The organism is Bacteroides acidifaciens (assembly GCF_903181435.1).
Lineage (GTDB): Bacteria > Bacteroidota > Bacteroidia > Bacteroidales > Bacteroidaceae > Bacteroides.
This window is the reverse complement of sequence record NZ_CAEUHO010000001.1, coordinates 1,991,609-2,013,884: the sequence shown is the minus strand read 5'-3', so window position 1 is coordinate 2,013,884 and position 22,276 is coordinate 1,991,609. Positions and strand designations below refer to the sequence as shown.

At 39.3% G+C, this 22,276-nt stretch carries 20 protein-coding genes; all 20 read right to left on the bottom strand.

The window, feature by feature from the left end; genetic code table 11:
• Positions 1-4,611: a hypothetical protein gene (locus tag CLIN57ABFB40_RS08550; RefSeq protein WP_175629696.1), complete on the bottom strand. Its 4,611-nt coding sequence runs from the start codon at positions 4,609-4,611 to the stop codon at positions 1-3.
• Positions 4,611-4,892, bottom strand: coding sequence for a hypothetical protein (locus tag CLIN57ABFB40_RS08545; protein WP_175629695.1), 282 nt, complete (start codon positions 4,890-4,892; stop codon positions 4,611-4,613). The genes CLIN57ABFB40_RS08550 and CLIN57ABFB40_RS08545 overlap by 1 nt, the downstream gene beginning before the upstream one ends.
• Before the next feature lie 26 nt (positions 4,893-4,918).
• Positions 4,919-5,314, bottom strand: a complete 396-nt coding sequence (locus CLIN57ABFB40_RS08540) for a structural protein P5 (protein ID WP_410489605.1) — start codon at positions 5,312-5,314, stop codon at positions 4,919-4,921.
• 18 nt (positions 5,315-5,332) lie between these two features.
• A complete protein-coding gene (locus CLIN57ABFB40_RS08535) occupies positions 5,333-5,554 on the bottom strand; it encodes a hypothetical protein (protein ID WP_175629693.1) in 222 nt (73 codons plus the stop codon).
• Positions 5,538-5,954, bottom strand: coding sequence for a hypothetical protein (locus CLIN57ABFB40_RS08530; RefSeq protein WP_254871727.1), 417 nt, complete (start codon positions 5,952-5,954; stop codon positions 5,538-5,540). Before CLIN57ABFB40_RS08530 ends, CLIN57ABFB40_RS08535 begins: the two co-directional genes overlap by 17 nt.
• A 32-nt stretch (positions 5,955-5,986) precedes the next feature.
• Entirely contained in the window at positions 5,987-6,487 is a 501-nt protein-coding gene (locus CLIN57ABFB40_RS08525; protein ID WP_175629691.1) for a glycosyl transferase, read from the bottom strand.
• Between the two features lie 35 nt (positions 6,488-6,522).
• Positions 6,523-8,025, bottom strand: coding sequence for a BACON domain-containing protein (locus CLIN57ABFB40_RS08520; RefSeq protein ID WP_175629690.1), 1,503 nt, complete (start codon positions 8,023-8,025; stop codon positions 6,523-6,525).
• Between the two features lie 5 nt (positions 8,026-8,030).
• Positions 8,031-8,513 carry a hypothetical protein gene (locus CLIN57ABFB40_RS08515; protein WP_175629689.1) on the bottom strand — a complete coding sequence of 161 codons (483 nt, stop codon included), beginning with the start codon at positions 8,511-8,513 and terminating at the stop codon, positions 8,031-8,033.
• Between the two features lie 16 nt (positions 8,514-8,529).
• Positions 8,530-12,498 carry a hypothetical protein gene (locus CLIN57ABFB40_RS08510; RefSeq protein ID WP_254871726.1) on the bottom strand — a complete coding sequence of 1,323 codons (3,969 nt, stop codon included), beginning with the start codon at positions 12,496-12,498 and terminating at the stop codon, positions 8,530-8,532.
• An 80-nt stretch (positions 12,499-12,578) separates the two neighbouring features.
• On the bottom strand, positions 12,579-12,995 hold the full coding sequence (locus tag CLIN57ABFB40_RS08505; RefSeq protein WP_175629688.1) for a hypothetical protein: 417 nt from the start codon (positions 12,993-12,995) through the stop codon (positions 12,579-12,581).
• A 6-nt stretch (positions 12,996-13,001) separates the two neighbouring features.
• On the bottom strand, positions 13,002-17,843 hold the full coding sequence (locus tag CLIN57ABFB40_RS08500) for a tape measure protein (RefSeq protein WP_175629687.1): 4,842 nt from the start codon (positions 17,841-17,843) through the stop codon (positions 13,002-13,004).
• Between the two features lie 196 nt (positions 17,844-18,039).
• Positions 18,040-18,426: a hypothetical protein gene (locus CLIN57ABFB40_RS08495; protein WP_175629686.1), complete on the bottom strand. Its 387-nt coding sequence runs from the start codon at positions 18,424-18,426 to the stop codon at positions 18,040-18,042.
• Positions 18,427-18,503: 77 nt separating this feature from the next.
• A complete protein-coding gene (locus CLIN57ABFB40_RS08490) occupies positions 18,504-19,064 on the bottom strand; it encodes a hypothetical protein (RefSeq protein ID WP_175629685.1) in 561 nt (186 codons plus the stop codon).
• Positions 19,065-19,066: 2 nt separating this feature from the next.
• The gene (locus CLIN57ABFB40_RS08485) at positions 19,067-19,462 is read right to left on the bottom strand and encodes a hypothetical protein (protein ID WP_175629684.1); all 396 of its coding nucleotides are present in this window, start codon (positions 19,460-19,462) and stop codon (positions 19,067-19,069) included.
• The gene (locus CLIN57ABFB40_RS08480; protein WP_175629683.1) at positions 19,459-19,755 is read right to left on the bottom strand and encodes a hypothetical protein; all 297 of its coding nucleotides are present in this window, start codon (positions 19,753-19,755) and stop codon (positions 19,459-19,461) included. The genes CLIN57ABFB40_RS08485 and CLIN57ABFB40_RS08480 overlap by 4 nt, the downstream gene beginning before the upstream one ends.
• Positions 19,746-20,069, bottom strand: coding sequence for a hypothetical protein (locus tag CLIN57ABFB40_RS08475; protein ID WP_175629682.1), 324 nt, complete (start codon positions 20,067-20,069; stop codon positions 19,746-19,748). Before CLIN57ABFB40_RS08475 ends, CLIN57ABFB40_RS08480 begins: the two co-directional genes overlap by 10 nt.
• Positions 20,066-20,380, bottom strand: coding sequence for a DUF6706 family protein (locus CLIN57ABFB40_RS08470; protein WP_254871725.1), 315 nt, complete (start codon positions 20,378-20,380; stop codon positions 20,066-20,068). The genes CLIN57ABFB40_RS08475 and CLIN57ABFB40_RS08470 overlap by 4 nt, the downstream gene beginning before the upstream one ends.
• Before the next feature lie 12 nt (positions 20,381-20,392).
• Positions 20,393-20,752, bottom strand: a complete 360-nt coding sequence (locus tag CLIN57ABFB40_RS08465) for a hypothetical protein (protein ID WP_175629680.1) — start codon at positions 20,750-20,752, stop codon at positions 20,393-20,395.
• A gap of 53 nt (positions 20,753-20,805) precedes the next feature.
• Positions 20,806-21,141, bottom strand: coding sequence for a hypothetical protein (locus tag CLIN57ABFB40_RS08460; protein ID WP_175629679.1), 336 nt, complete (start codon positions 21,139-21,141; stop codon positions 20,806-20,808).
• A gap of 10 nt (positions 21,142-21,151) precedes the next feature.
• Positions 21,152-22,273 (bottom strand): hypothetical protein, encoded by a 1,122-nt coding sequence (locus tag CLIN57ABFB40_RS08455; RefSeq protein WP_175629678.1) that lies wholly within the window; start codon positions 22,271-22,273, stop codon positions 21,152-21,154.
• Positions 22,274-22,276 lie beyond the last annotated feature (3 nt).

Here is a 22,276-nt window from a genome sequence, read left to right as displayed (position 1 = left end):
TTACTTTTTAAATATTGGGTTATTCACATCAATCAATTCGTCTTTAGCAAACAGATTCTTTAGCATGTTGATAGATAGCATATCAATAGTCTTAGAATAGAGCATAGCTTTGTAGAATACTCCTTTCCAATAATATACATTTCGATATATACCAACGCATATACCTTCTCTATCTTTAATAGTGCCTTTATTTATTGTTTTCCCATTATAATTAGTAGAAGTCATATAAGTAATTAATTCTGGCAGTTCAACACTACTTGTTAATACGCCAAAAGAGCTTACTTGGTCATTTCCACCTTTAAACTCTAACATAAATGCAGAACCATTGTCATAAAACCCTGAGCCTTTACATAAGAAAGCTGAATTTACTGGAGTATCTAATATAGTTCTCTTAGCAATAACTGTAAAATCAGTGAGAGCTGGAATAATAGTATTAATAAGATGGTCATCTACACCGTCACCGACAAGACCATTCTGATACTGGGCTACTTGTTCTATAACAATATTACAGTTACCAACAAAAGTACAACCTAATTCCTGATAAGCTCTATTTTCTGTCAAACTCCAATCAACTTCATGTACTCCATCAGATTCAGCAGTATAAATAATATCGTTAGTATATCCAAATTGAATGGCTTGACCTTGCTGTAAACCTGTTATCTTATAGTAAGCCTTTTTATTGATATTTGTCCTTGCGTAGAAAGAATCAACACTAGCTATATTAGATTTAGTTATTCTAATAGTAGTGTTATTAATCTGTTCTCTTTCTATATAACGATTTCCTCCATAGGGAATCCATTGATTGAATAACCAAGTATCAGCAATTTCACTATAACCACTCTCTGTATTATAAGCAAAATTATTAGCAGTAAGTCTTCTGTTATTCAATTCTGTAATATTTCCAGTATCATGATATAAATCTAAAGCAGCTAGACCTGCCTTAGATTTATCAATAAGTATATGATGAGCATTACTTGCTTGATTTAAGTTCAAGTAATCAATATCTTGTGTAGCTCTATTAGCTTTACCATAAGCATCCCAATAATAATCCGAACTTTCTACGTAACCACCTTCAATTCCTACTATGTCATTCAGTTCTTTGATTTCATCTTCATCACTTATTTCGGGGAAGGACATGAATACAAACAAAGCAAATTTGGAAAAATTGGCAGCAGCCGACCTGCTAGCTCCAATAACGGGAGATTGAGTATTTTGTTCGTTAGCTCCATTATTCGTAATGGTCAAGTTATGAGTAATATTAAGTAGCTGTTGACAAGTTATATTTGCGTTTAAAACGCCATCAATATAAGTCTTACCATTAGTGTTTCTAGCATTATAAGCTACACTGTCTGCTTCCGTTGTATTATAAACCGCAAAATGCCAAGGTTGACCGGAAGATTTTCTTTGGTCATACAGAACTCCATTCATGTTCTGCGTATTCACCTTCATCAATACCTGCTTAGCACCATGAGACAACGTAGGTATAGTAATGAAATCCTCTACTCCATCAAGACAGAATGAGCCTTCGTAATTTCCAACTTCTTCGATTACTAATGTTGTCCAGTCTAAGCCAAGAACATTAACGGAAAAGTTAACAGACTTGCCTGTAGTGTTAATAGCTTCAATATCATTCGTTCCATTAAACAATTCTATAAATGTCCCGGATTGATACAAATAGACATGTCCAGTACTCGGAATACCGGATATCTTTAGTTTAGATTTAGGATACGAAGTATTTGCATGCCAATTAGCTAACCTAGTATTGCTAAGTTTACCTACTATACGAATAGTATTGTCATTAAGTACTACATTGTCACTAACAGTTGTAAACTGTTCAAAGTTCAAAACATACCCATTAGCTCCACTCATTCCAGCATAAGCAGAATTGTTTATCTTACCATGATTACCTTTTCCTGTAAGGTCGGGAATATACCCTAGAATCTTATAAGAACTATTTGGTATTCTTAGAGTCTGAGGAGCAAGAATACAGTTGGGTTCGTTGTCTTTCTTATAACTATGAACATTGGTAAATGTCATAGATTTAGCAACCTTAATAGTGCTTCCCCAATTACTAATAAGAACTCCATTATATGATACTCCACCACTAACAGCATATAATTCCGGCAAAAGATTAGTATGATTTACAAAAGTTACCTCACTACCTACTTTTAACTTATCTCCCCAAGTAATATTTTTATCATTCTGTCTTAGATTAACTATTGCCGGATAAGGCTGGACAATATCCTCGTATCTAATGTATTCATCAATAGTGATGTCTATCTTTTGAGGAGATTTAGTAACAGTAGCATCGTAAATGTAAAACCTTCCATTAGAATAATCCGTTTCAGGTATATCTACACCATTAACCTTTAATGAAGAGACTTCACTAGTGTCATCATTCATCACCACAGAGATTCTAAGAATAGAACCAACAGGAAGATAAGAACCAGGCTGTATTAGTCCACCTTGTCCATTTCTGTATTCAATCCTAAAATATTTTCCTGTACTATTTATAATCGGTCTTACTTCCACCATATCGGGATACAGAGTACCCAACTTATACCTCTTTAGTTGACGTTCTAACAGGAACTCGGAGAGGGTGTAAGGAAATAACAAGAAACTCCATAGTGCTATATTAGCATATTGTCGGTCGACACCAAAACGTCCAATAGTTAATCCTTCACCTTTATTGATAATTACTCCTTTGTTAATAGTTCTACCATTATAGATATATGTAGATTGGTAACTAATCTTTCTATTTAATTCCATAGGAGATAGAACAGTAGTTTCTCCAAAGGAATAAGGTCTTGTAGAATCTGTAATAGCAAATTCAAATAGGAATGGAACAGCAGTAGTACCTTTTATATCTGAACTCACTGGAACTCCACTACTTTTCAAACTAGGATAAGCTCTATCAACTGCAACAGTATAGTCCTTTAATCCTAAGTCTCCTACAAACTGACCGTAGTCCTCTACTGCATCAAAGACTAATGCTCCTTCATAGTCGGAGATTTGTTCAATAGTAACTCCTATATAGGCTTCTTTAGGAAAGTTACCATTAATAGCAAATCCAACTCCGCTTGCATATGGATGACTATAAGGAAGGTCATATTCTCCATCAGTATTAATAATTATTGATTCTCTAACACTACCTTCTCTACTATATACATAAGAAATATTTGCATCCTTAGGAATGCCAGTAATTTTGGCTTTAAATGCTTTAATTTCACTCTGTAATTTCCAAGCAATAAAATTACCACCATTAATGTCACCGACTTTATTGACACGCAATTTATCATGGCTAATTATTGCTGTTCCATTGGTCATTTGAAACCAAGTTTTAAAATCTTCATTATATTTGCCAATCCCACTACCTAACTTCTTAGCAAAATTGTACAACTGCATATTACGACCATTGCCACTAAAGTCTTTCAGATACCAATCTGCATCGGGAGTATCATTGCTTAGACCTTGTTTCTTTACGTCATAGTACACATCAGGCTTAACATACTTGTCCAAATTGTAGTAGGCTATTACTTGATTGATTTCGTCAGTGGTTAATGCTCTTTTGGCAATGAAAGTCCAATACCATGCGACTTGACTAAGTTCGTAAACAATTCCAGTATTTAAACGATAACCTTCTACTGAAAATACTCCATCTAATTTACCATTAGTTATTTCTCTACCAAAATCATTTTTATCTCCTAAGATATCTTTTATATCAGTAGTATTTGAAGATGGAATACTTGCATTATAGTTTATATTCTTTATAGTATAACCACTTATTGATAATTTCCCTCCAGAGTTATTAATAAATCTAGTTCTTATAAACCCTTCTACATAAGGTCTTATTTGATTATTATATGTAGCTTTATCATTAGTAAGATTACACATCATTGTTACGACACTAAGCTCAGTACTACCATCAAGCATTTCCTGTACAGTCTTACTAGAAACAATTAAGTCATCAACTCCATCAGTTACCAGTGCGCCTTGGAAAGAAGGAATTTGGGTTATTGAACAAAAGCCATCTCCTGTAACCATAAATCCTACCCATGCATTATCTTCTTCAGTGTACTTTGTTAGATAAGATGCAGGTAATCTATATTTTCCACTTTTGCTTATTCCTATGGACTTACGTTTACCACTTTCGTCTATATAACTATAACTAATAATCTTACTTCCTTTGTTTACAACCTCTATAGTAAAAGAAGGAATATCTTTACCTAAACTTATATTATTGAAAACTCTACTATAATTGGCTGTAGTGATAATACTGAATGGTGTTAACTCTGAATGAGTATTTGACCAATTTGTAAAATCCTCTTCATACTTCCCATACCCGCTATTCAGTTTGTAAGCCGCATTGCTAATTACGAACGGATTGTCGGGGTCAACCAAGTTCTTGATTACAGCCCTGTCAGGGTCATCGTTGCTTTTACCGTCACAGATACAGACAGCGACCAAAGATGCCAATACTTCCGGGTCAATGTAGGGACGGGCGGAAGAACCGGAAGAAGCTCCCGGAACTCCAAGCCTAATAGCATTCAGACGAATAGGATCAATCCCTATTGCGTCAAGCCTTATCGGATTTAATCCTATTGCTTCCATCACTCTTCTGATTCAAAATATTGAGCCTTGATAGGCTGTTGTGTAGATTCTAGTTTGATATATTGACCTTTCTTAAGACCAATGACAGGGCGGGCGAAAATCTTACCACACAACCGGGTTTCTACCGATTGGAAGTTTTCGCTATCGTAGCTGATGAAGAACTGTAACGAGCTTCCCTTTTCGAATTCAAGTTGCAAACCAATGCTTTCTTGATTCACTTGTATAGGGTCACTTACATATTTATCTTCTACCTGATTGAATGTAATATCTTTTAATGCCATGATTGAAATCTCCTATTGATTAAAGTTTATAATAAAGCCCATCCGGCTTCTATGTCAGCCATGACAGCCGGAGCATTGTTCTCTACCTGTGAGATTGCGGCAGCGAAAGCGCACATGGTCGTTTTGTCATTAATGTCCGGAACGTATGTGTTCGGGACTTGCATTTCACTACATACACGGCTGATATATCCGGCTGTATTGTTCTCATTCTCCGGTGCCCACCGCTTAATGAAGTCGGCAATCGTCTGACAGCCGTGTCTTTTACGGTAATTCTGTAAAGTACGGATAAGGGCACGGTAGCCCCATCTCATTTCTTTGAACTGGAAGAACGATTTGTCTTCCTGCTTTTCTCTCAGTCCCTGCCATTTGTCCTTTGTGATACGGATATTGCCGGGGTTATTATTTCTCAGGCCTCTTGATATACTCATGTTTATTTTCTCCTATACGATTAACGTTAATACTCCAATTTGAATCACTTGTCCGATAAAACCGCCTATCAGCGTGGCGGCAATATCGAGCCAGTCCCATTCGTTACCGTATGCACGGTCTTTAAACTCCATGCCAGCAGCCAGTCCCGCTACAAACAGGATGGTAAATAATGCACCTGCCGGGATGGCGTAAAGCAGGTGCTTTGGGCGGTTACTTTCATTCATCCAGCCCATCACTTTTTGTTTTATCGTTAAACAGCATCTCGGAAGCCAGTTTTACAAAGTCTTCCTTGTTCTCTATAATTACCGACATGGTGCGTTCCGCTTTTCTCAACTCCGCTTTTTCCCAGCTTTTTTCACGCACTGACTTGAATTCACAGAAGATACAGTAAGCGGCCCATAGCATGCAGAATACGGGGAACGGCACAACAACACTACATAACAGGTCTATAAAGCATAGCACCATGAACGGAGAGAAGTATTTCTGAGCCTTTGTTGCCGTTTTCTTGTATCCGGTAGATGTACGGGCTTCCCCTCTTTCTTTCGCTTTGTAAATGCCGAAAACGAAATCTACAATCATAGCTCCCAACATGGCAGCCATGGCAAGAGCAATAAGGATAATATGGGTTAACATATGCTCCCTGATAAATGTCTCAATCACATCTCTCATACGATACAAGTAAGATAAACGGTTAACAATGAAATTACCTCTATCCAGAACATCGGTTTTCGCTTGATAAAGTCGGAGATGAAATTGCCCGTCCAATATCTTTTCATGGAGATAGCCATGTACGCGATGAATCCATACCATAACAGTAACCAATACCAACTATTGCAACCTACCCATATCTGGGAGAAGATTAAGGCTATACATGAACCGACAATATGAGGTATCTTATCCTCTACTTTGAAATTAGGAGATACTCCCAATACAATCATGCCGATAACTGAGATGAACACAAGGAACTGGCTGTTTTCCGTACTGGCTTCAAATGCGGGCGGAAGAAGCAGAAGGCTGGCACCAATCATGCACAATCCGAACCAAAATTTGTGTGTCAGCGCATAGTAGGTGGCACTGATTGAATAAGGGATTTCTTTCCCTTTTTTAATCATCGCAAAGACATAGCCAGCGATGAGAATGAATGATAATAGTACTAATGTAATCATAGCTTTATCTGTTTTTAATTAATAAATTCGTAAACTTATCCTAATTGATGAACACTAATTAAGACATAATCTGTTCCATCAGCAGTTGTAAACCGAAGTATCACAAGCCTTGGTTGCCCTGTTTGATTCTGTGACACTACAACCGAAACCTTGGTTGCACCGGCAACGCCCGATTTCTGCATGACATTTATCCAACTGGCATTAATGCCCAAATCTCCATCATAAATCCAATCCTTTAGAGATACCAGATAAGCCGAAAAAACTCCACCCGCTTTAGGAATATCCGGGAATCCCGCTATATTTGCCATTATTTCTTTAGAATCACCTGTGGTAGACTGCTGTATACAGCCAAACGCATATGTATCATATGTAGTTTCATCTGTTAATTCCAAAACGACCACTCGAGGACTATTGTTATTTTCGGAGACTTTAAAATCTACATAGGTTCTTCCTGCCAATCCTGAAGTCGGATTCATTTCAATATTCTTGGCTAAAGAATTGAACCAATTGTTTTCGCTGACAACTTCATACTCTCCACCTGAATATGCACTTCCATACAGTTCAGAGGGGAATGGCGGTTCAAGCGAGATGCCATTAATTGACGATTCAGCATCTTGAAACACATACAGTTTTACGACATATCCGGTGTCGACCAATTCAAATTCTAAATAGTCACCACGTGCATCGCCAGTATTGGCATTAATGTCCAGCATGAAGGTTGTTTCTCCTGCTGTCCCCGAATCGTTATCAGGTCTAGCCCATGCCGGATTATATGAGCATGTCCAGTTGCCGGTTGCCTTGATTGTCACTTCATATGAACCACCGGAAGCTGGGATACCGTCTATTGTATCGGGGCTGATAATCAAAGGCGGTTCTTTTCCTTCTTGTTGAATAACAAGCGTTCCAACCGTATCCGGTTTATCATCCAAAGCAAACTCAATTCTTCCTGTTCTTGTATTCCCAACATTAGCCGTTATATCAATAGATACATTATTATGTCCTTCCATGCCGTCTGATGGGGATATCTCCACCCATGATGGTTTACTTACAATTCTCCAACTGCCAGAAGCCTCTATATTGATGACACTGGAATATGCGTCCTTGGGAATGTTTATGGGATTCGGGTCGATAATTATATAATCATTCTGAGCCAACTGCTTTATCAACAGAGTAGAAACCGTATCTGCATCATCAAGCTTAAAAGTCATCACTCCCGAACGTTCAGAACCACTCTCATTCATCTCGACATCTATATTCACAATCGTTTTCCCGGCTTCACCGGTATAAATGTTCGGAACAGCCCATAATGGAGTATCCATACACGTCCAATTCCCAGAAGAGGTAATGACGATGTCGTAATTTGCGCCATTTTTTGGGATGTCTTGAATTACATCAGGTACTATATTCAGAAAATCGGAACTCGTATCCGATTCCCAAATTAGGGAATTTCCCAGATAAGCCTTTTTACACTTCATATTACCAAGCATAATCTTATTGGGGATACGATTTCCTATACGCAATTTTCTTGTATCTGCCATAAGCTTTACTCAGTTATAATGTAAAGAGTATGTTCGTCTTTTACGGCAAGAGCATCATATTGCGCCTGTGTCAACGGTGGAGCAATTGTATAACTGCTGGTTTTCCTTACCACCTTCCAAACATTTCCAATTGACGGTCCGTCATCCAAAGTATATGCAATCAGATTTCCTTCGTTATCATAGAACATTAAAGAAGTAGGCATCATGTCATCCATTGTACAGATGTTTAAAACGCCAAACCTATTATAGGAGTCATTAAGTGCCTCGTTTACTATGACAACTACCTTACCGGATTTGTATTGTTCGATAATGTTTATAACTTCATCACACTCTTCTTGTGTAATAGCCTTGTTATCTCTTCTATGGATATCACCGAAGTCAAGTTTGGTATTGTCTACCACATAGACAAATCCTGCTTGTACCTTATCCAACAGGTCATCAATATTTGAGCCTGAACGTTTGAACTTATAAATGTTTTCTTCTGCCATAATATACTTTATTAAATTATTCTTCCCATGAGAAATATTCTTCTCCGATTTCATTGAAATTAACTACATACCAAGCATAATAAACATAAGAACCATCATTATACTCCATAGACTTGACACGTAGTTCTGTTCCTGTTACATTTATTTTATTATATCTGCTTGATGTAAAAGGACTGAAGTGTCTATAAAGGAAACTTTTGTTATTATAATTCTTAACATAGTACTCAGGAGATGACCTTGTTACTATCCAATGTCCAAAAATAGACACTTCAATATTCGGAAATAGTGCAGGGTCAGGTAAGATAGCTATTTGCGTATATAAACCTACACCACCTCCATAAGCTAATCGAATATTGTATCCTTTGGATAAATCTAAAACGACCCCCTCGGATGATAAAGGATATTCTATATATGGGTAAGCAATATTTGCACGTATTTTCAATAATCCATTCTTGTTCCATTCTATATTATTGGATGCGAGAAATCCACTTCCGTCTTTTTTGAGTGCCCATTTGTCACCGTTTGATAATAGCTCATCGGCATTTATATTATCAGCTTTAAGGCGTGGCTTCCCGTTTTCTCCTATTTCAAAGACAGCAATCTGATTGCCTTCACTGTCATTTATAGTAAAATTATCGGTTGAAACGTCTATTTTGGCACCGTGTATTTTCAAACCTGTTATAGGGTCAAACTGAATAAACGATTTTTTATCCCGTGTGCCTGTATAGCTACGTCCGTACGTTTTTGAATAGAACTGCTGCGTCTCCTGGTCAAATCCTTCTTCTTTTACCGCCTTGCCATCCAGCGAATAAGAATCAATTCCTTGTAACATTTGTATGGTAGGAGCCGTGAGACCGTAAGCGGATAGAAGTATCGCGTTCTGGCGTGCCGGAACAGTACGGTGTCCCAATTGGATTATCTTGTCTCCAACCTGCGGAATATCGCTGCCTTCCGCACAGTCATCAACAGATAAATCTATATAATTGTCTCCTACAGCAACAACATATCTCCAATAATAGCGATTGGATACACCGGTATAAGCCCCTTCTTTGATGTTGAACTGCCTACACTGCGCAAGGTCACCGACTGCAAACTGGTTGATGATGGCTTTTTCTCCATCATCAGCCGTGAAATAGCAACGATAGACACCATTTTCAACTTTCGGGACAAACAACGCTTTTCCATCTGCATCATAAAGACGGGCGTTCTCAGAATCATATGCCGGAACAGGCGAGCTGTCTTCAACCTTAGTACATTCAATACTGGCTAGTGTAAGAAGTATCTCACCGCCTACCGACTGGAGTTCCTTGATTGTAAGAGATTCAAATATAGCTTTAAGGCGGACGTAGATTTCATCAAACTCCGCATATGAGCGTCCGGTTTTCGGGTCACGTTTGACCAGGAATCCTGTACCAAGCGCACCGCTTATGAAGTTCTGGGATTCAATCTTATCGGTTATGACACCACCAAGAAGCCTGATAAGATAATCCATTGTTTCTTCTTGTGTCTTATTCAGGAAGGTAGCAAGGGATTTTTGTGATGAGAACACGTTACGGTCAGACGGTAGCGTCTTATCATTTACCCCTATCACATAGATACTTGCCCCACCGCCACCGACTATGGAACTGGAGTAAGTTTGTCCCTTGTAGGTGAGAGAATCAAGTTTGCTTTCTATCTCTCCGATACGGGAATATGAAGCAGTTTCACCTACTGTATAGATGGGATGGTCGTAAGGAAAATCCAGTGGCCATTCAAAACCAATTATTCTTGATTGCCGTCCTTCGGGGAAAAACGCTTTGTTAATCAGGTTGACTTTAGCTCCTACCTCATAGGTACGAATATTGCCATTATTGTAAATGAAATCCGCATCCATCTCACAATCGTAGGTGGACGGGTCAATCATGGATTTCTTTACATAATCTTTAGCCTTTTTTAGAAGTGATTGCTCTGCATCCGGTAACATCTGTTCGGAAATGAATGCCGTATCGAAGCCGTAAAGGACATATGTGTCTGCGGGGACTTCTTCACCGTCTTCCATATGTGCGGCTTGCGGGAAAAGCGTATCGTCAGGAAGTGCACGCCCGTAGTCCTCATTGCGGACAATTTCAAAGGTTGTACCGGTGTTGTCGCTCTCTTTGAGATTAAGGGCGAAATCCAGTCCGGCAAGCTTCCCGGTTTGGAAAATTAGATGTAACTCTTCCAGAAGAAAGTCTTTCGTAAAGTTCTTCAGTCCGTAATCCTTGAATGTGTAGATAGGGTACTTGTTTCCGGTTGGCTCCTTTGTCTCTTCGTCTATTTCTTCCTTTTCTTCATGTGAGATACTGGATACAGAGCCGATATACTTGGGATATTCATCCTCGAATATAACTATCTCTTCGATGGCTTCCTCTTCCGGCATTTTCACGTTGTTGGGGTTGTCGTAGCGTTCATCTCCTATGTTGATACGTTCACCGGTTGGGCTGTATCTATAAGCGTCCACATAAGGAACACCTTCCGGGAGCATAAGACGCTTTTGGACAACACCGTTCAGGGTGAGTTCTTTGTCGTCTTTACTAAAATAGTTGTCGGGAACTTTGCCTTTGATTATGTTGTTAATCGTATATCGGTCGTTCAAAGATACTGTTACGCCTTCGGGTAGCCGGATAACGTTCGAATTATCTCCTGTGAGTAAATCCAGATTATAGACAGCATCGAATGTCTGTCCGGCATTGGAGCCGGAAAGGAACGTTACAGAAGTGTTTGCCGATACTACTAAGCATTCAATCTTTATTTCTTTGCCTCTACCAATAGTGTAATATACGGTTTTACCAGGATGGTTCAACGTGAAGCTAAGCGTAAACATCAGCCGGCAATTCTCCGCTCTCTCTTCAAGCGAAAAATCAATGTCATCAAAAATAAGGGACTGGCTCGATAATGAATCATTTGCGGACTGCTCCTGTATATCCAGTACCTTTTCTACATCTCCGACATAATAGTAGAGGGACGCTTTTACTTTTAGGTTTTCTATGTTGGAAGTGAATCTGGTACTTAGAAAGACAGGCATCGAATCAAAAGAGATACGGTAGCTGCTTGCCGGTATGGAAGAAGCGAATATATCTGTCATTACCTCGTAGCCATCTTGGGCGCCAGTCATCTCTCCCTCTTTAAATACGTTTATATTGAAAGGCTCTACACCTGTGTGAGAAGCCAAGGGAAAGAAATCCGGTTTGAGTATTCTTGCCGTATCGGATATATCCCGTCCTTTGACTTTCTTCACGTCAAATATCAAACTCTTCCGGTAGCTGGCAGGGATGTTACGGGTGGAACCGAAAGCGTAGACGCGGGTCGCATATGTTGTCTGGCTGTCGCTTCTTTGCATGGAGTTGACATTCACGTTCTCCGTGTCCGTCAAGTCACCAGCTTTGAAGTCTACTGGAGAGCTGTATTCACAACGTCCGAAATGAATAGTCTTGTTCTCTATCCACCATTCACACACCCATGTCTCCGCCATCTGTGTGAGTGCGTCAATTAGGTTCACGTTGTCGTAGGAAACGAGCTTGGAAATGTTCGCTACCGTATTGTCAATCTCGTATGTAAATTCTTCTTCTCTGAACTTATATCCGAGTGCTTTCAGGTTATCAAGAAAGACTTCAAGATGAGTTTTGAGAGGAGCGGTAAGATTCCATCCGGCTTCACGTCCGGTTGTCTCCGGTGTATAAAAGAACTTTTTGTTCTTCCATTTCCAGTAGTAGGCATCAAGGCGGAGTTCGTAGTCATATGCACCTGTAGTCGTATTATAGGTGGGCTTATACAGGTCTACTAACTCGAACATGCCGAGTTCGTTGTCTATATAGTCACCCAGTTTGAAATACACCGGTTCAACAGAAGAGAACCTCAGTGTGATATAGTCCTCCTTCATCAATAGGAAGTGTCTTTTCGAACCCTCATTGATAGGTGTCGAGAGGCGCAGATTGCCGGATATGTCTTTGATGTCTACTGATTCCATGACACCAAAGTTCGGAGATAAAAAAAAGAGTGCCCAATTTTGAGCACTCGCATATACAACAATTACCCTATTGTTGGAATTTAGGTTCTTAAACTAGGGTTTGGTTCACAAAACTTCATTGAGCATTTACCAAAGGTTCTGTCTAAACTTTGCGCATAGGTAATACTTTTACCTAAATAAATCAAGTGATAGATATCATTGCTGATAGCCGGAATCTGAATATCAATTACACCTTTGTATAGTTCTTCAAAAAAGGCTATTTTCTTTGTCTGATAATCAGATTGGGAATTGCCTTCTATGGTAAAAGCTAAAGTGATTTCTCTCTCATCCAATTTAAGGGTGGTGGCTATTATCCGTTTTCCATGTTCCAAACGAGATTTATTTTCAATGAATTCTTTCATAGGAACTGATGCTCCAAGTGAATTAAGAAAATTATCCCCCATTCTGACTCCCCATACTTGGAAAGCGTCTCTGCCATTTATTAATAAATCTGTCATAACTAACTATTTTGTTGATAATCCTTTGGTATTGTTTTTAACTTCTGAAATATCCTTCTGCATTTGCTGGATTGGTTTTATTATTGCTCCAGTATTTTCGGAGATTTGAACTAGCTCGAGATATGAACTTGCTATCAAATCACGTGTATCATCAGCAATATTTCTCGTTTCCGTATTTATGGAAATAAGTGTATCCGTTTTCATCGTTAGAATATTTAGTGATTGGGATTGAGTTACACTTTGATTCTTTATCTCTTCTCCAGCTATTTGCAAAGCTGTGAAACGTCCGTTAAGTTCGTCGATTGAATCTTGCGAAGCAGCGGCAAAACCTTTCTTTGAAGCTTCTTGGGAAGAGGAAGAAGAGCTCCCTGTGTATCCGGTAATTTCCGAAATCTTATCCCTTTCATCCATTGCTTTTTGAACCATTGAATCGTACTCCCTCCTGGCATCTTCTATCTGCTGTTTGGTTAATTTCCCACCTTGTTCCTTCATCAATTCTGCAATGCCATTGTACCATTCTTTCAATTCATCATCAAACAACTCTCCTATTGAGAAATTAAGCAGGGCACGTTGCATATATTCAGAAAAATCTTCCGAAAAACTTTTGGCATCTTTGTCCATATCCATTAAGGATTCGAGGAAGTTGTCACGTAACCCATCGAAAGAAACTTGCATGAGAGATTCGTTTATCTTCTCTGTAAGTTCATCCAATTTTCCGGCTTGGTCGGCATATGCCTCCAACTTCTCTAAGACACGACCGCCATATCCACCTTTTCCTTCGTTTTTTATTTGTTCATATATATCAGCATTGCTAAGTAACATTTTCATTTGTTCCGGGCTTAATCCCCACAAAGAACCAGTGCTGGAGAAATTCTTGTCCACATTTTCGCGAGCCCAACGCAGTTGTTCGTCAGTCCATTCCATATAATGTTGCCAGCTCTTATGAGAGCCATGATACCGTGCTTGTTCTTGGGCTATTTTAAGTGTGTTGGTAATCTGCTCCTGCTGATATTTAAACGCTTGTTCATATGCTGATATAGATTTGGAACCTGCTGACTTTTCCATCACGTCAGTAAGTCGGTCTATGGATTTCTCTAACGTTTCGTTTCTATCTGTAAGCCTGTCGATTGCTTCTTGTACTTCTTTGGCGTTGCTACCGCTAATTTTGCTCATCCATGAATCCCATCCACCCCAAGTAATTGCATTAAGGATATTACCTACACCATCTCGTATGGATTTGCCTAATGTAACAAAAAAATCTCCTTTCAAAACATCACTAAGGATTCCGCTTACTGCATTAAATACAGCATCAAGTAAACCACCGACAACTTCACTCAGTCCATCTTTGAATATATCAATAATTGAAACTATCCAACCGATTATTGGAACATCTTCTATCTTATCAGCTACCTTTTCAAAGGCTCCACCTAATCCTTTGCTAGTTTCTATCAATCCATCATAAGCGCTTTTTATTCCTCCTGAAGCTAATTTTTGCAACCCACCTGTCACGTTTTCCATGTTGGCTTTGAGATTTGTGGCAGTATTGGTCAGATTTTGTTGGCTTTCGTTAGCAATATCCGTCTGTGTCTGGACATTTGCGGATGCAGCATCTGCATTTTGTTGCGCTATCTCAAGTGCATGTTGGGCGGCTTGTTTCTCTTCTTCTGTACCATTCTTTAAAGCCTTTTCATAATCTTCCTGCGCTTTAATAAGTTTATCTTGGGCTGTTTTTTCATCTTCAATAGCGATAAGCCGGTTTTGTTCAGCCATTTGGTATGTTTTTATGTCCTGACCAAGTTTCTTGAAATTTAAACCACCGGCTCCACCCAAGGATTTTTCCATTTGGTTTATGGCATCAATCAGTGCTTTTTGGCTGTATTGGTCTGAACTTTTAAACTTATCTGTTTGAACATATTTCTTTGCTTCTTCCAAAGCGGGTTTCACCATATCATTAAACATTCCGCCAAACTCACCAAATACAGTAACCCAATCAATGTTTGCCTTTATTACTTCTGTCTCCTTGTTTTGTATGGCAACATCCCGTTGTTTCTCTAGTAATTTAACTTGGGCACTATTTACCCCACTTTCTTCCTGTGCTTTTTTAATCTTCTCAGCATATTCTTGGGCTATCGCAAGCTTCTGTTGCTGGAATGTACCATATTCTTTCAGATAATCATTTAAAGCTTGCTGTTCAGCTTTAAGCTGCTCTTTAGTTACGTCGGCAATTGCTTTATCTCTTTCATTTTCAGCATTGGTATAGAGAGCAGAAATCTCAACAGATTGTTCTTGCGTCAGTTTACCCCCCTGTCTTTCACTCAGTTCTTTTTCTTTCTTTTTGATAGCATCCAGCTTTTTTTGATAATTTAGGTCAATCTGTTTCAGCTCTTTCTCAGTACCATCTTTCATGAGATTAATTTCGTCTTGTTGGTTTTGGTGGCGGAGAGACAGAAGTTCTTCGGATGTCTTTTGTTGTTCTTTTTTTTGCTTTTTAGCAGCTTTTTCTTGTTTAGATAAAGCATTGCCAGTGATTCCTCCTAAGTTTTTGTATGCTTTTTCGGCAGTTTCTTCCCGTTTCTTAGCTTCTTCATATTGCTTTGAGGTAAACTTAGATTTGTCCTTCTCTATTTCAGATAGTTTCTTTTTGGCATCTTCCCAGTCCTTCTTAGCTTTTTCGTAATCTTCTTTGTAGGTGGTAGAAGATTTCTTTTCTGCCAATGCACTATTTATTGAAGAAACAATGCCCTCCAAGTCTCCACCTTTTACCATCATTCCATTTATGGCAAAACCGTTGCGTTTGGAAACTGATGATTGAGCAAGTTTCAATTCTGCTTCAAGTTTTTCTTTGGAATAGTTTTTAAGGTTAGCTTTGTAAGAAGCTATGTTATCTTCTAATACATCTTTCTGATACTTTTTCAAAAGCTCAGAATTTTTCTCCATCTGCTCACGCACCTGTACATAGGACTGTTTGCCGGAAAACATTTTCCATATCTCCCTGTCAGCATCAGACATATTTTTTCGTAAATCAGGATTGTCAAACAATTGCAAATATCTCTGTTGGTTGGCAACTGTTTGCTTTAGAGCATTATAATCTTCTTTTTTACCTTGAACGGAACGTCTTGAATCTTCCTCGTTTATTTGTTGCTTTAGCTTTAAAATATCTTCTAACTTCAGTTTCTCAATATCGTATTTTTCAAAAATTTTCGGGTATTCCTTACGTAGTTCTTCTAAAGATTTTTGCCGGGTAAGAGTAGACAAACTCTCATGTCGTGCCGCCATTAGAAGTTCTTCTATTTTCTGTTTGTGTTCTTGCTCCCTTTTTGAAGCAGTTTCTTTTATATCATTGTATTCCTTTTGTGCACATGCAGCAGCGGTTGTACTATCAGAAATCGTCCACATTGCTACACTCAACCCAACAACTACCGTAGCTAATGCCACATAAGGATTAGTAAGCATTGCTGCATTTAAGGCTAATTGTGCCTTTCGTGCTAATACACGAGCATTGGTAAGTCCTATTTCCACGAGAGTGTGTTTACTTTCTGCAGCGGTAACCAGCATTACAGCAGTACGGTAAGTTCCATAAGTAGCAATCAACCCAACCAACACTTTACCTACTGTCTCATAATTCTCAATCAGTGAAGTTGTTATCCGAATGCCATTTATGATTGTTCCTTCCGATTTCTGCCCCAATTCATTAAAGACAGTATCCATCGCATCCTGCATCATAGAAAGTTGTCCATTAATAGTTTTTGAAGCATTCTCGGACATCTGATAGAACTTACCACCGGCCGAGGTTGCATCAATGAATGCCTGTTGAACCATTTCAGCGGAAACAGCACCTTTGGACATTTCGTCTTTCAAAGTCGCAATGGATTTACCTGTCTTTTCGGACATGATTTGCAGCGGATTAAATCCGGCATTAATCATTTGGTTGAGGTCTTGTCCCATTAACTTACCTGCAGCAGACATCTGTGAAAAAGCAAGTGTAAGGGAATTGAATCTTTGTGTATCCCCCATAGATACATCACCGATAGCGGAAAGAAAACGTGGTACTTTCTCGGCTTCGATATTGAAACCTAACATCATTTGTGTTGCTTGGGTGACATCGGAGAACTCCAGTGGAGAAACCTTAGCATATTCGCGAACTTGCGCCATGAGTGTGTCGGCTTTTTGTTTGTTTCCTAATAGGGTTTGAATAGCTGTGTCAGCAGCTTGAAACTCTCCACGAATACGAATTATTTCAGAGCCTAGTGTTTTCAGCACGCCAACACCACCAATAACCGCCAACGCCTTCTTCCAAGAAATTGTAATGCCATTGTTTTTTTCTACGACCTCTTTGGCATTATCGTTGTAAAGGGCGTATTCATCATGGAGTTTTTTCACAGAAAGACGCGCTTCGGCTTGTTGTTGAGTAAGATTGAACAATACATCTTTTTCTTCTGCAATGATATTCTTCATTCGATGTATAGAATCAAGCGCACCTTGATTCTTACCGCCATTCATAGTTATTTTCCGGTACTTTTCTTGTAAAGCCCTTAAATCTTGTTCAAAGCCTTTAATAGTATTCTTTTGAGAAATAATCTTCTCTGTGAATCCGTTAACAGACTGAGAGGCATCAAAGATTTTCTTCTTAAATCCCATTTCCATTTCGGTTCCGGCTTTAGCAGCATTAGTCACCAACTCATCTAATTTTTGATTAGATGCAGCAAGTTGAACATTTAAAGCCTTGAAAGTAGCAGGGGATTGTGTTCCATCCATATTTTTCAACTCCTGCTTTAGTTTAGCTATTTCACCCCGGAGTCTTACGACTTCTTCCCAATCACTTGCGACTTTAAAATATAACTTTGCCATACTTATTTCTTTTTTCTACGATTTGCCAATTCTTTGCCACTAATTTTCTTTACCTTTTGACCGCCATACACCGTGTGTAATTTATCCCGTTGCATCATCAACAGATTTCTATATGGGATAACCTCAAACACTTCCATATAGCTTAAATGGAGCGTGTCAATCAAATGAGCTATTTGCCCGAAGAACGTTGTGTTTCCTACTGTTTCGGTCTTGCTGCCAGCATCGACACGTTCTTCGTCAAGCTGACACACTGAAAAGCCGATATATCCATCATAGAGAAACACATCTCCAAAGCGACTTTGATTTCATCAAAGGTTCCGTTTTCCAAAGCCTTAGCCATATTCTCATTACCGCAAATAAAACAGGAGATGCCTTTCAGCATATCATCGGTGGCTCGGGGAAGTTCCTTGATAGCTTCCATGATGTTGTCACCTGCCATACCAATATTGGAAAAATAACGAATAGCACTACATATAACCTTGATAGTGGGCGGCTTGATTGTATAAACAACTCCACCTATTTCGACATTCTTAAAATCAAGCCCTAAAAGGGCATCAGAAACTATTTTTGCTGCTTGATTCATGATTCTAAATTGAAACAAGGGTGAAGCGAATACCACCACCTCACCCTTGTTGTTTACAATCGTTTTACCTCAAAATATTACGCTACTGGCACCAATGCTTTGATAGCTTCCTCTTCGTAATTGTATTCAGAAGAAACACCTTCGATTCCCGGTTCTTGAACCATTCCACGTACTGCAATGGCAATAGCCTTATCCGTATTAGCTTCACGGGAAATGATACGGCATTTGGGGAAGATAAACCAGACATCATCATCAGTCAGACAAAATAAAGCCTTATTAACGATAACTTTGTCTAAGGCACGTTTCCAACCGACATCTGTAGAATCTGCCTGGACGATATCACCACCCATAAAAGCTTTTTTTGTTTTCCAGTCATATTGCCCGATAGAGAAAGAAGGGGAGACTTCACCTGGTACGTCATCGTAACGGTAATTCTTTCCTGTTAGCTGATTCTTATATCCAGTGACGGAGGCTTCCGTTTCTTCGATCTGCCACGTTTCCCCATGTACATTCAACACTTCGTCCTTAGCTTTAATAGCGGCTTGAATCAAAGTCTTTGCGATTTCTGGGGTAATGTCTGCCGTTACCTTATCAGTGTCGGCGAACAAGATTCTTTTAATTCCTACTGCTGAAATCATAATTATTGTTTTACATTCAATACTTCAAATAAAATTCTTACATTCACATAATGACACTTCAAAGCTGTGTCTGCTTCTGTACCGATTGAATTGATAGAGTAACGATAGGTTGTACCGTCATAGGTGCTTACTGTATCGTCAAACAACTTGTTGGCTTCTCTTTCGAGTTCATTCAAACGGATGGTGTTCGCTTCATTCTCGCTTAAATCGGGCACACAAAGATTCACTTCAGTGAATGACTTCTTCCAATAAGTCCCCGGCTGTTGTTTCTTCGTGTGGATAACAATCCTTTCGGACTTCAATTCACCCGTCAGAGTTTTACCACTGGGAACGGTGTCTATCCCGAAAGTCTTGCAATCCCGATAGAGAATGTTTCCTATGTCGGTAGTTACTATCATGCAAATTCTTCTTTTAATCGTTTCTCCGCATATAAAGCAGCACTACTCAAAACATCATATCCTTTGGATTCCACGAATGAAGCATATTCCGCTTCGTTTTTCAGGGTTAAACCATCTTTATCGACATCGAAATCATTGGACGTTCTCAAAGTCAATGTGTGGTCTTTATAATCGCCATGTTCCTCTGCATACTTAACAGCTTCATCGCCCACATTAATCATCTTTTTCTCGACTTCCCATTCTCCGTTTTTAAGGAAGTGATCAACATCTGAGAAATCAAAATCTATATCCATAACTCCGAGTAGTTAAAATAGTTTGTACTTTTTACCGTATAAACTACACCTTGCCCTCTTACGCTCTTTCCATCCATGCAACGGACTTCATCACCCGCCTTAATCGTGATTCTCTTTTCGCACACCACATGATAGTTCGGGCGATACACCTCGCCATTGTCTGACTTAAACTCTTTGGTAGTGTTATCATCACAACGACACTTACATATATCTTGCCAGCTTTCACCACCGGTTCCTGGGATGGGTCTACCGAACTCATCCTTATCCATCGGGGTGATTACCTTTGCTTGCAATATGTGTGGAGAGAATATCATAAGAAAGTCACTTTGGGCTTATCACTCAATTCGTCTTTCAAACCGTACCGCTTGCACAACCATGAGTACAATTTCATTAAGCTATTGGCATAATTAGACCAAGACACAGAAAATCCGCTTTCGCTGACCGAAGATGGATTTTGTATCATCCATGGGATTTGCTTTGCACAAGCAACCTCTAATCTTGCCCTATTTTCCTCGGCAAAAGGTTCTTCACCATCCAAGCCCGTTCTTGAAAGTATATTTTCAATCGCAAGGTTGGATGGGGTATTTTTATCGAATACACTTAATACAAATTCCTTGTTACTCATGGCTGCTATCATTTAATATGGTGTAATCAGTCTGCTATATGCAGTATAAGAGTAATGCGTACAATACTTCGATTTGTAGATATATCGGAACGGACACTTAGGAATTGAAATTTGTTTTCCTTGCATCGCCGTAATAGTTGCTGGTTGCATCGCCGGACTATCTGCAATCATAAAGATTGGTTGCGGAACTGACAATACAATGTAATCGGCCGGAACAGTTTCAAAAGTGATACACTGGATATTCGGCAAACCAACATTAACGGATGGGGCTACGTATTCACACTCGAAAGATTCGCCACTCGATGCCTGTACGCTCAAGGAGACTAAAGACATCATTAAAAAGCCACACATGGCAAAAATAAAATTCTTCATTTCTTTTTTGAATTATAAGTTACACAATGGAAGGGTAGGAGTAGTACCCTTTTTTACTTAATATCTAATACTTCTTTTAGTTTGGCTGTTGACTCTTCGTCCAACTCGGCAATCTTGGCTAAAAGAGTCTCCTCTTTCATGTTCCCGGTCGCTTGAACACTGATAGACTTCAAAGCGTCAACCAAAGCCTTTTTCTCAAATTCCTTTTCAAAGAGGGATATTTTGAGTTCCCTCTTTTCTTCAGGAACTTTCACTTCAACTCGTTCGCCAAGTCTGCGGTTTTCCATATCCAATACACGGGACTCCTCACTGACTTCAATCATTTCTCCCGGATTATAATATTGTCCAGTGAATTTGTCGCGGAAAACAGATATAACCTTTACTTTCATATTCTCCTCCTTATGCTGACTGGATTGATGCAATTTCGCTCAAGTCAAAATTGGTAATCAAATCCGGGTTGGTAATTTGTGGAATCCATTCTGCTGTATATTCCATATAACGACCGTTCTTGTCACGGTAGTTGGATATAAGCATCTGTCCCTCTGATGGAACATAAGTACGTCCTGATACCGGGTCTGTCGCTTCATACGGGGTATGATGGCGCATATAACCGACTTCGTCACTGTTGAGCAAGGTGATGCGGTTGTCCGCATAAATCTGTACGTTCTTTCCAGTCTGGTCTTTCACGTAATCCTCTTTGATTTCGATACGTGGCAGACCGATACCGGTGAATACTTCAGAAGCCAACGAAGAAGAAATCAAGCCAGTACTCAATTTCATTTCGTTAGTGCCGAGAATCATCTTGTACTGTTCACCAAATTCAGAAGAGCCAAGTACATTCTTGTTGAAGGTTGTACGTGTCATAATCATCTTGGCATAAGCACCAAAGTCTGGAGCTAGTGAATGCAGTTTTTCTCTCAGATAAGAGATGAACATATTCTTTCCATCAACAATTATATCTCCAGCTGTGGGCTTAACGAAGTTGAACGGAAGGGCAATCTCCAACAGTTTGTTGTCGGTTTGGCCGGAAGTGATAGCAGCATCCTTATTGTAAACGGTGGCTTCACCAGTCATCAGTAATGCACCGACAATAATATCCATACGCTTGTGAGCTGCAAGGGTTATCTGACGGTAGTCGTCTGCCAGGAAGTTTACGATTTCTTCCAGTGCCGTATTTTGGTCTGCTGGTTTAGCCTGATTGAACTTGTCAATCAAATCCTGTAATTCAGACAGACGGTCAATAGACATTTGATACGCATCGCCCAGATAGGCTATTTCACCATATCCAGAACCGATATTTCTACGTTCACGGATGGGCTTTTCGCCAAAACGTGAGTTTATAGAACCAGCCATGACTCCAGTTACAGAGCCGATGTAGTCTTTGAATATACGAGTAGTTACTCTGCGGAAAGTAAGATACTGCTGCCAATAGATTGTGTCTTTTCGTGTCTGGTTCACACGTCTGATGATAGCGGAAACTATTCCGGGATCATCGAATAATGTTTGAATCGTTAAAAACATACC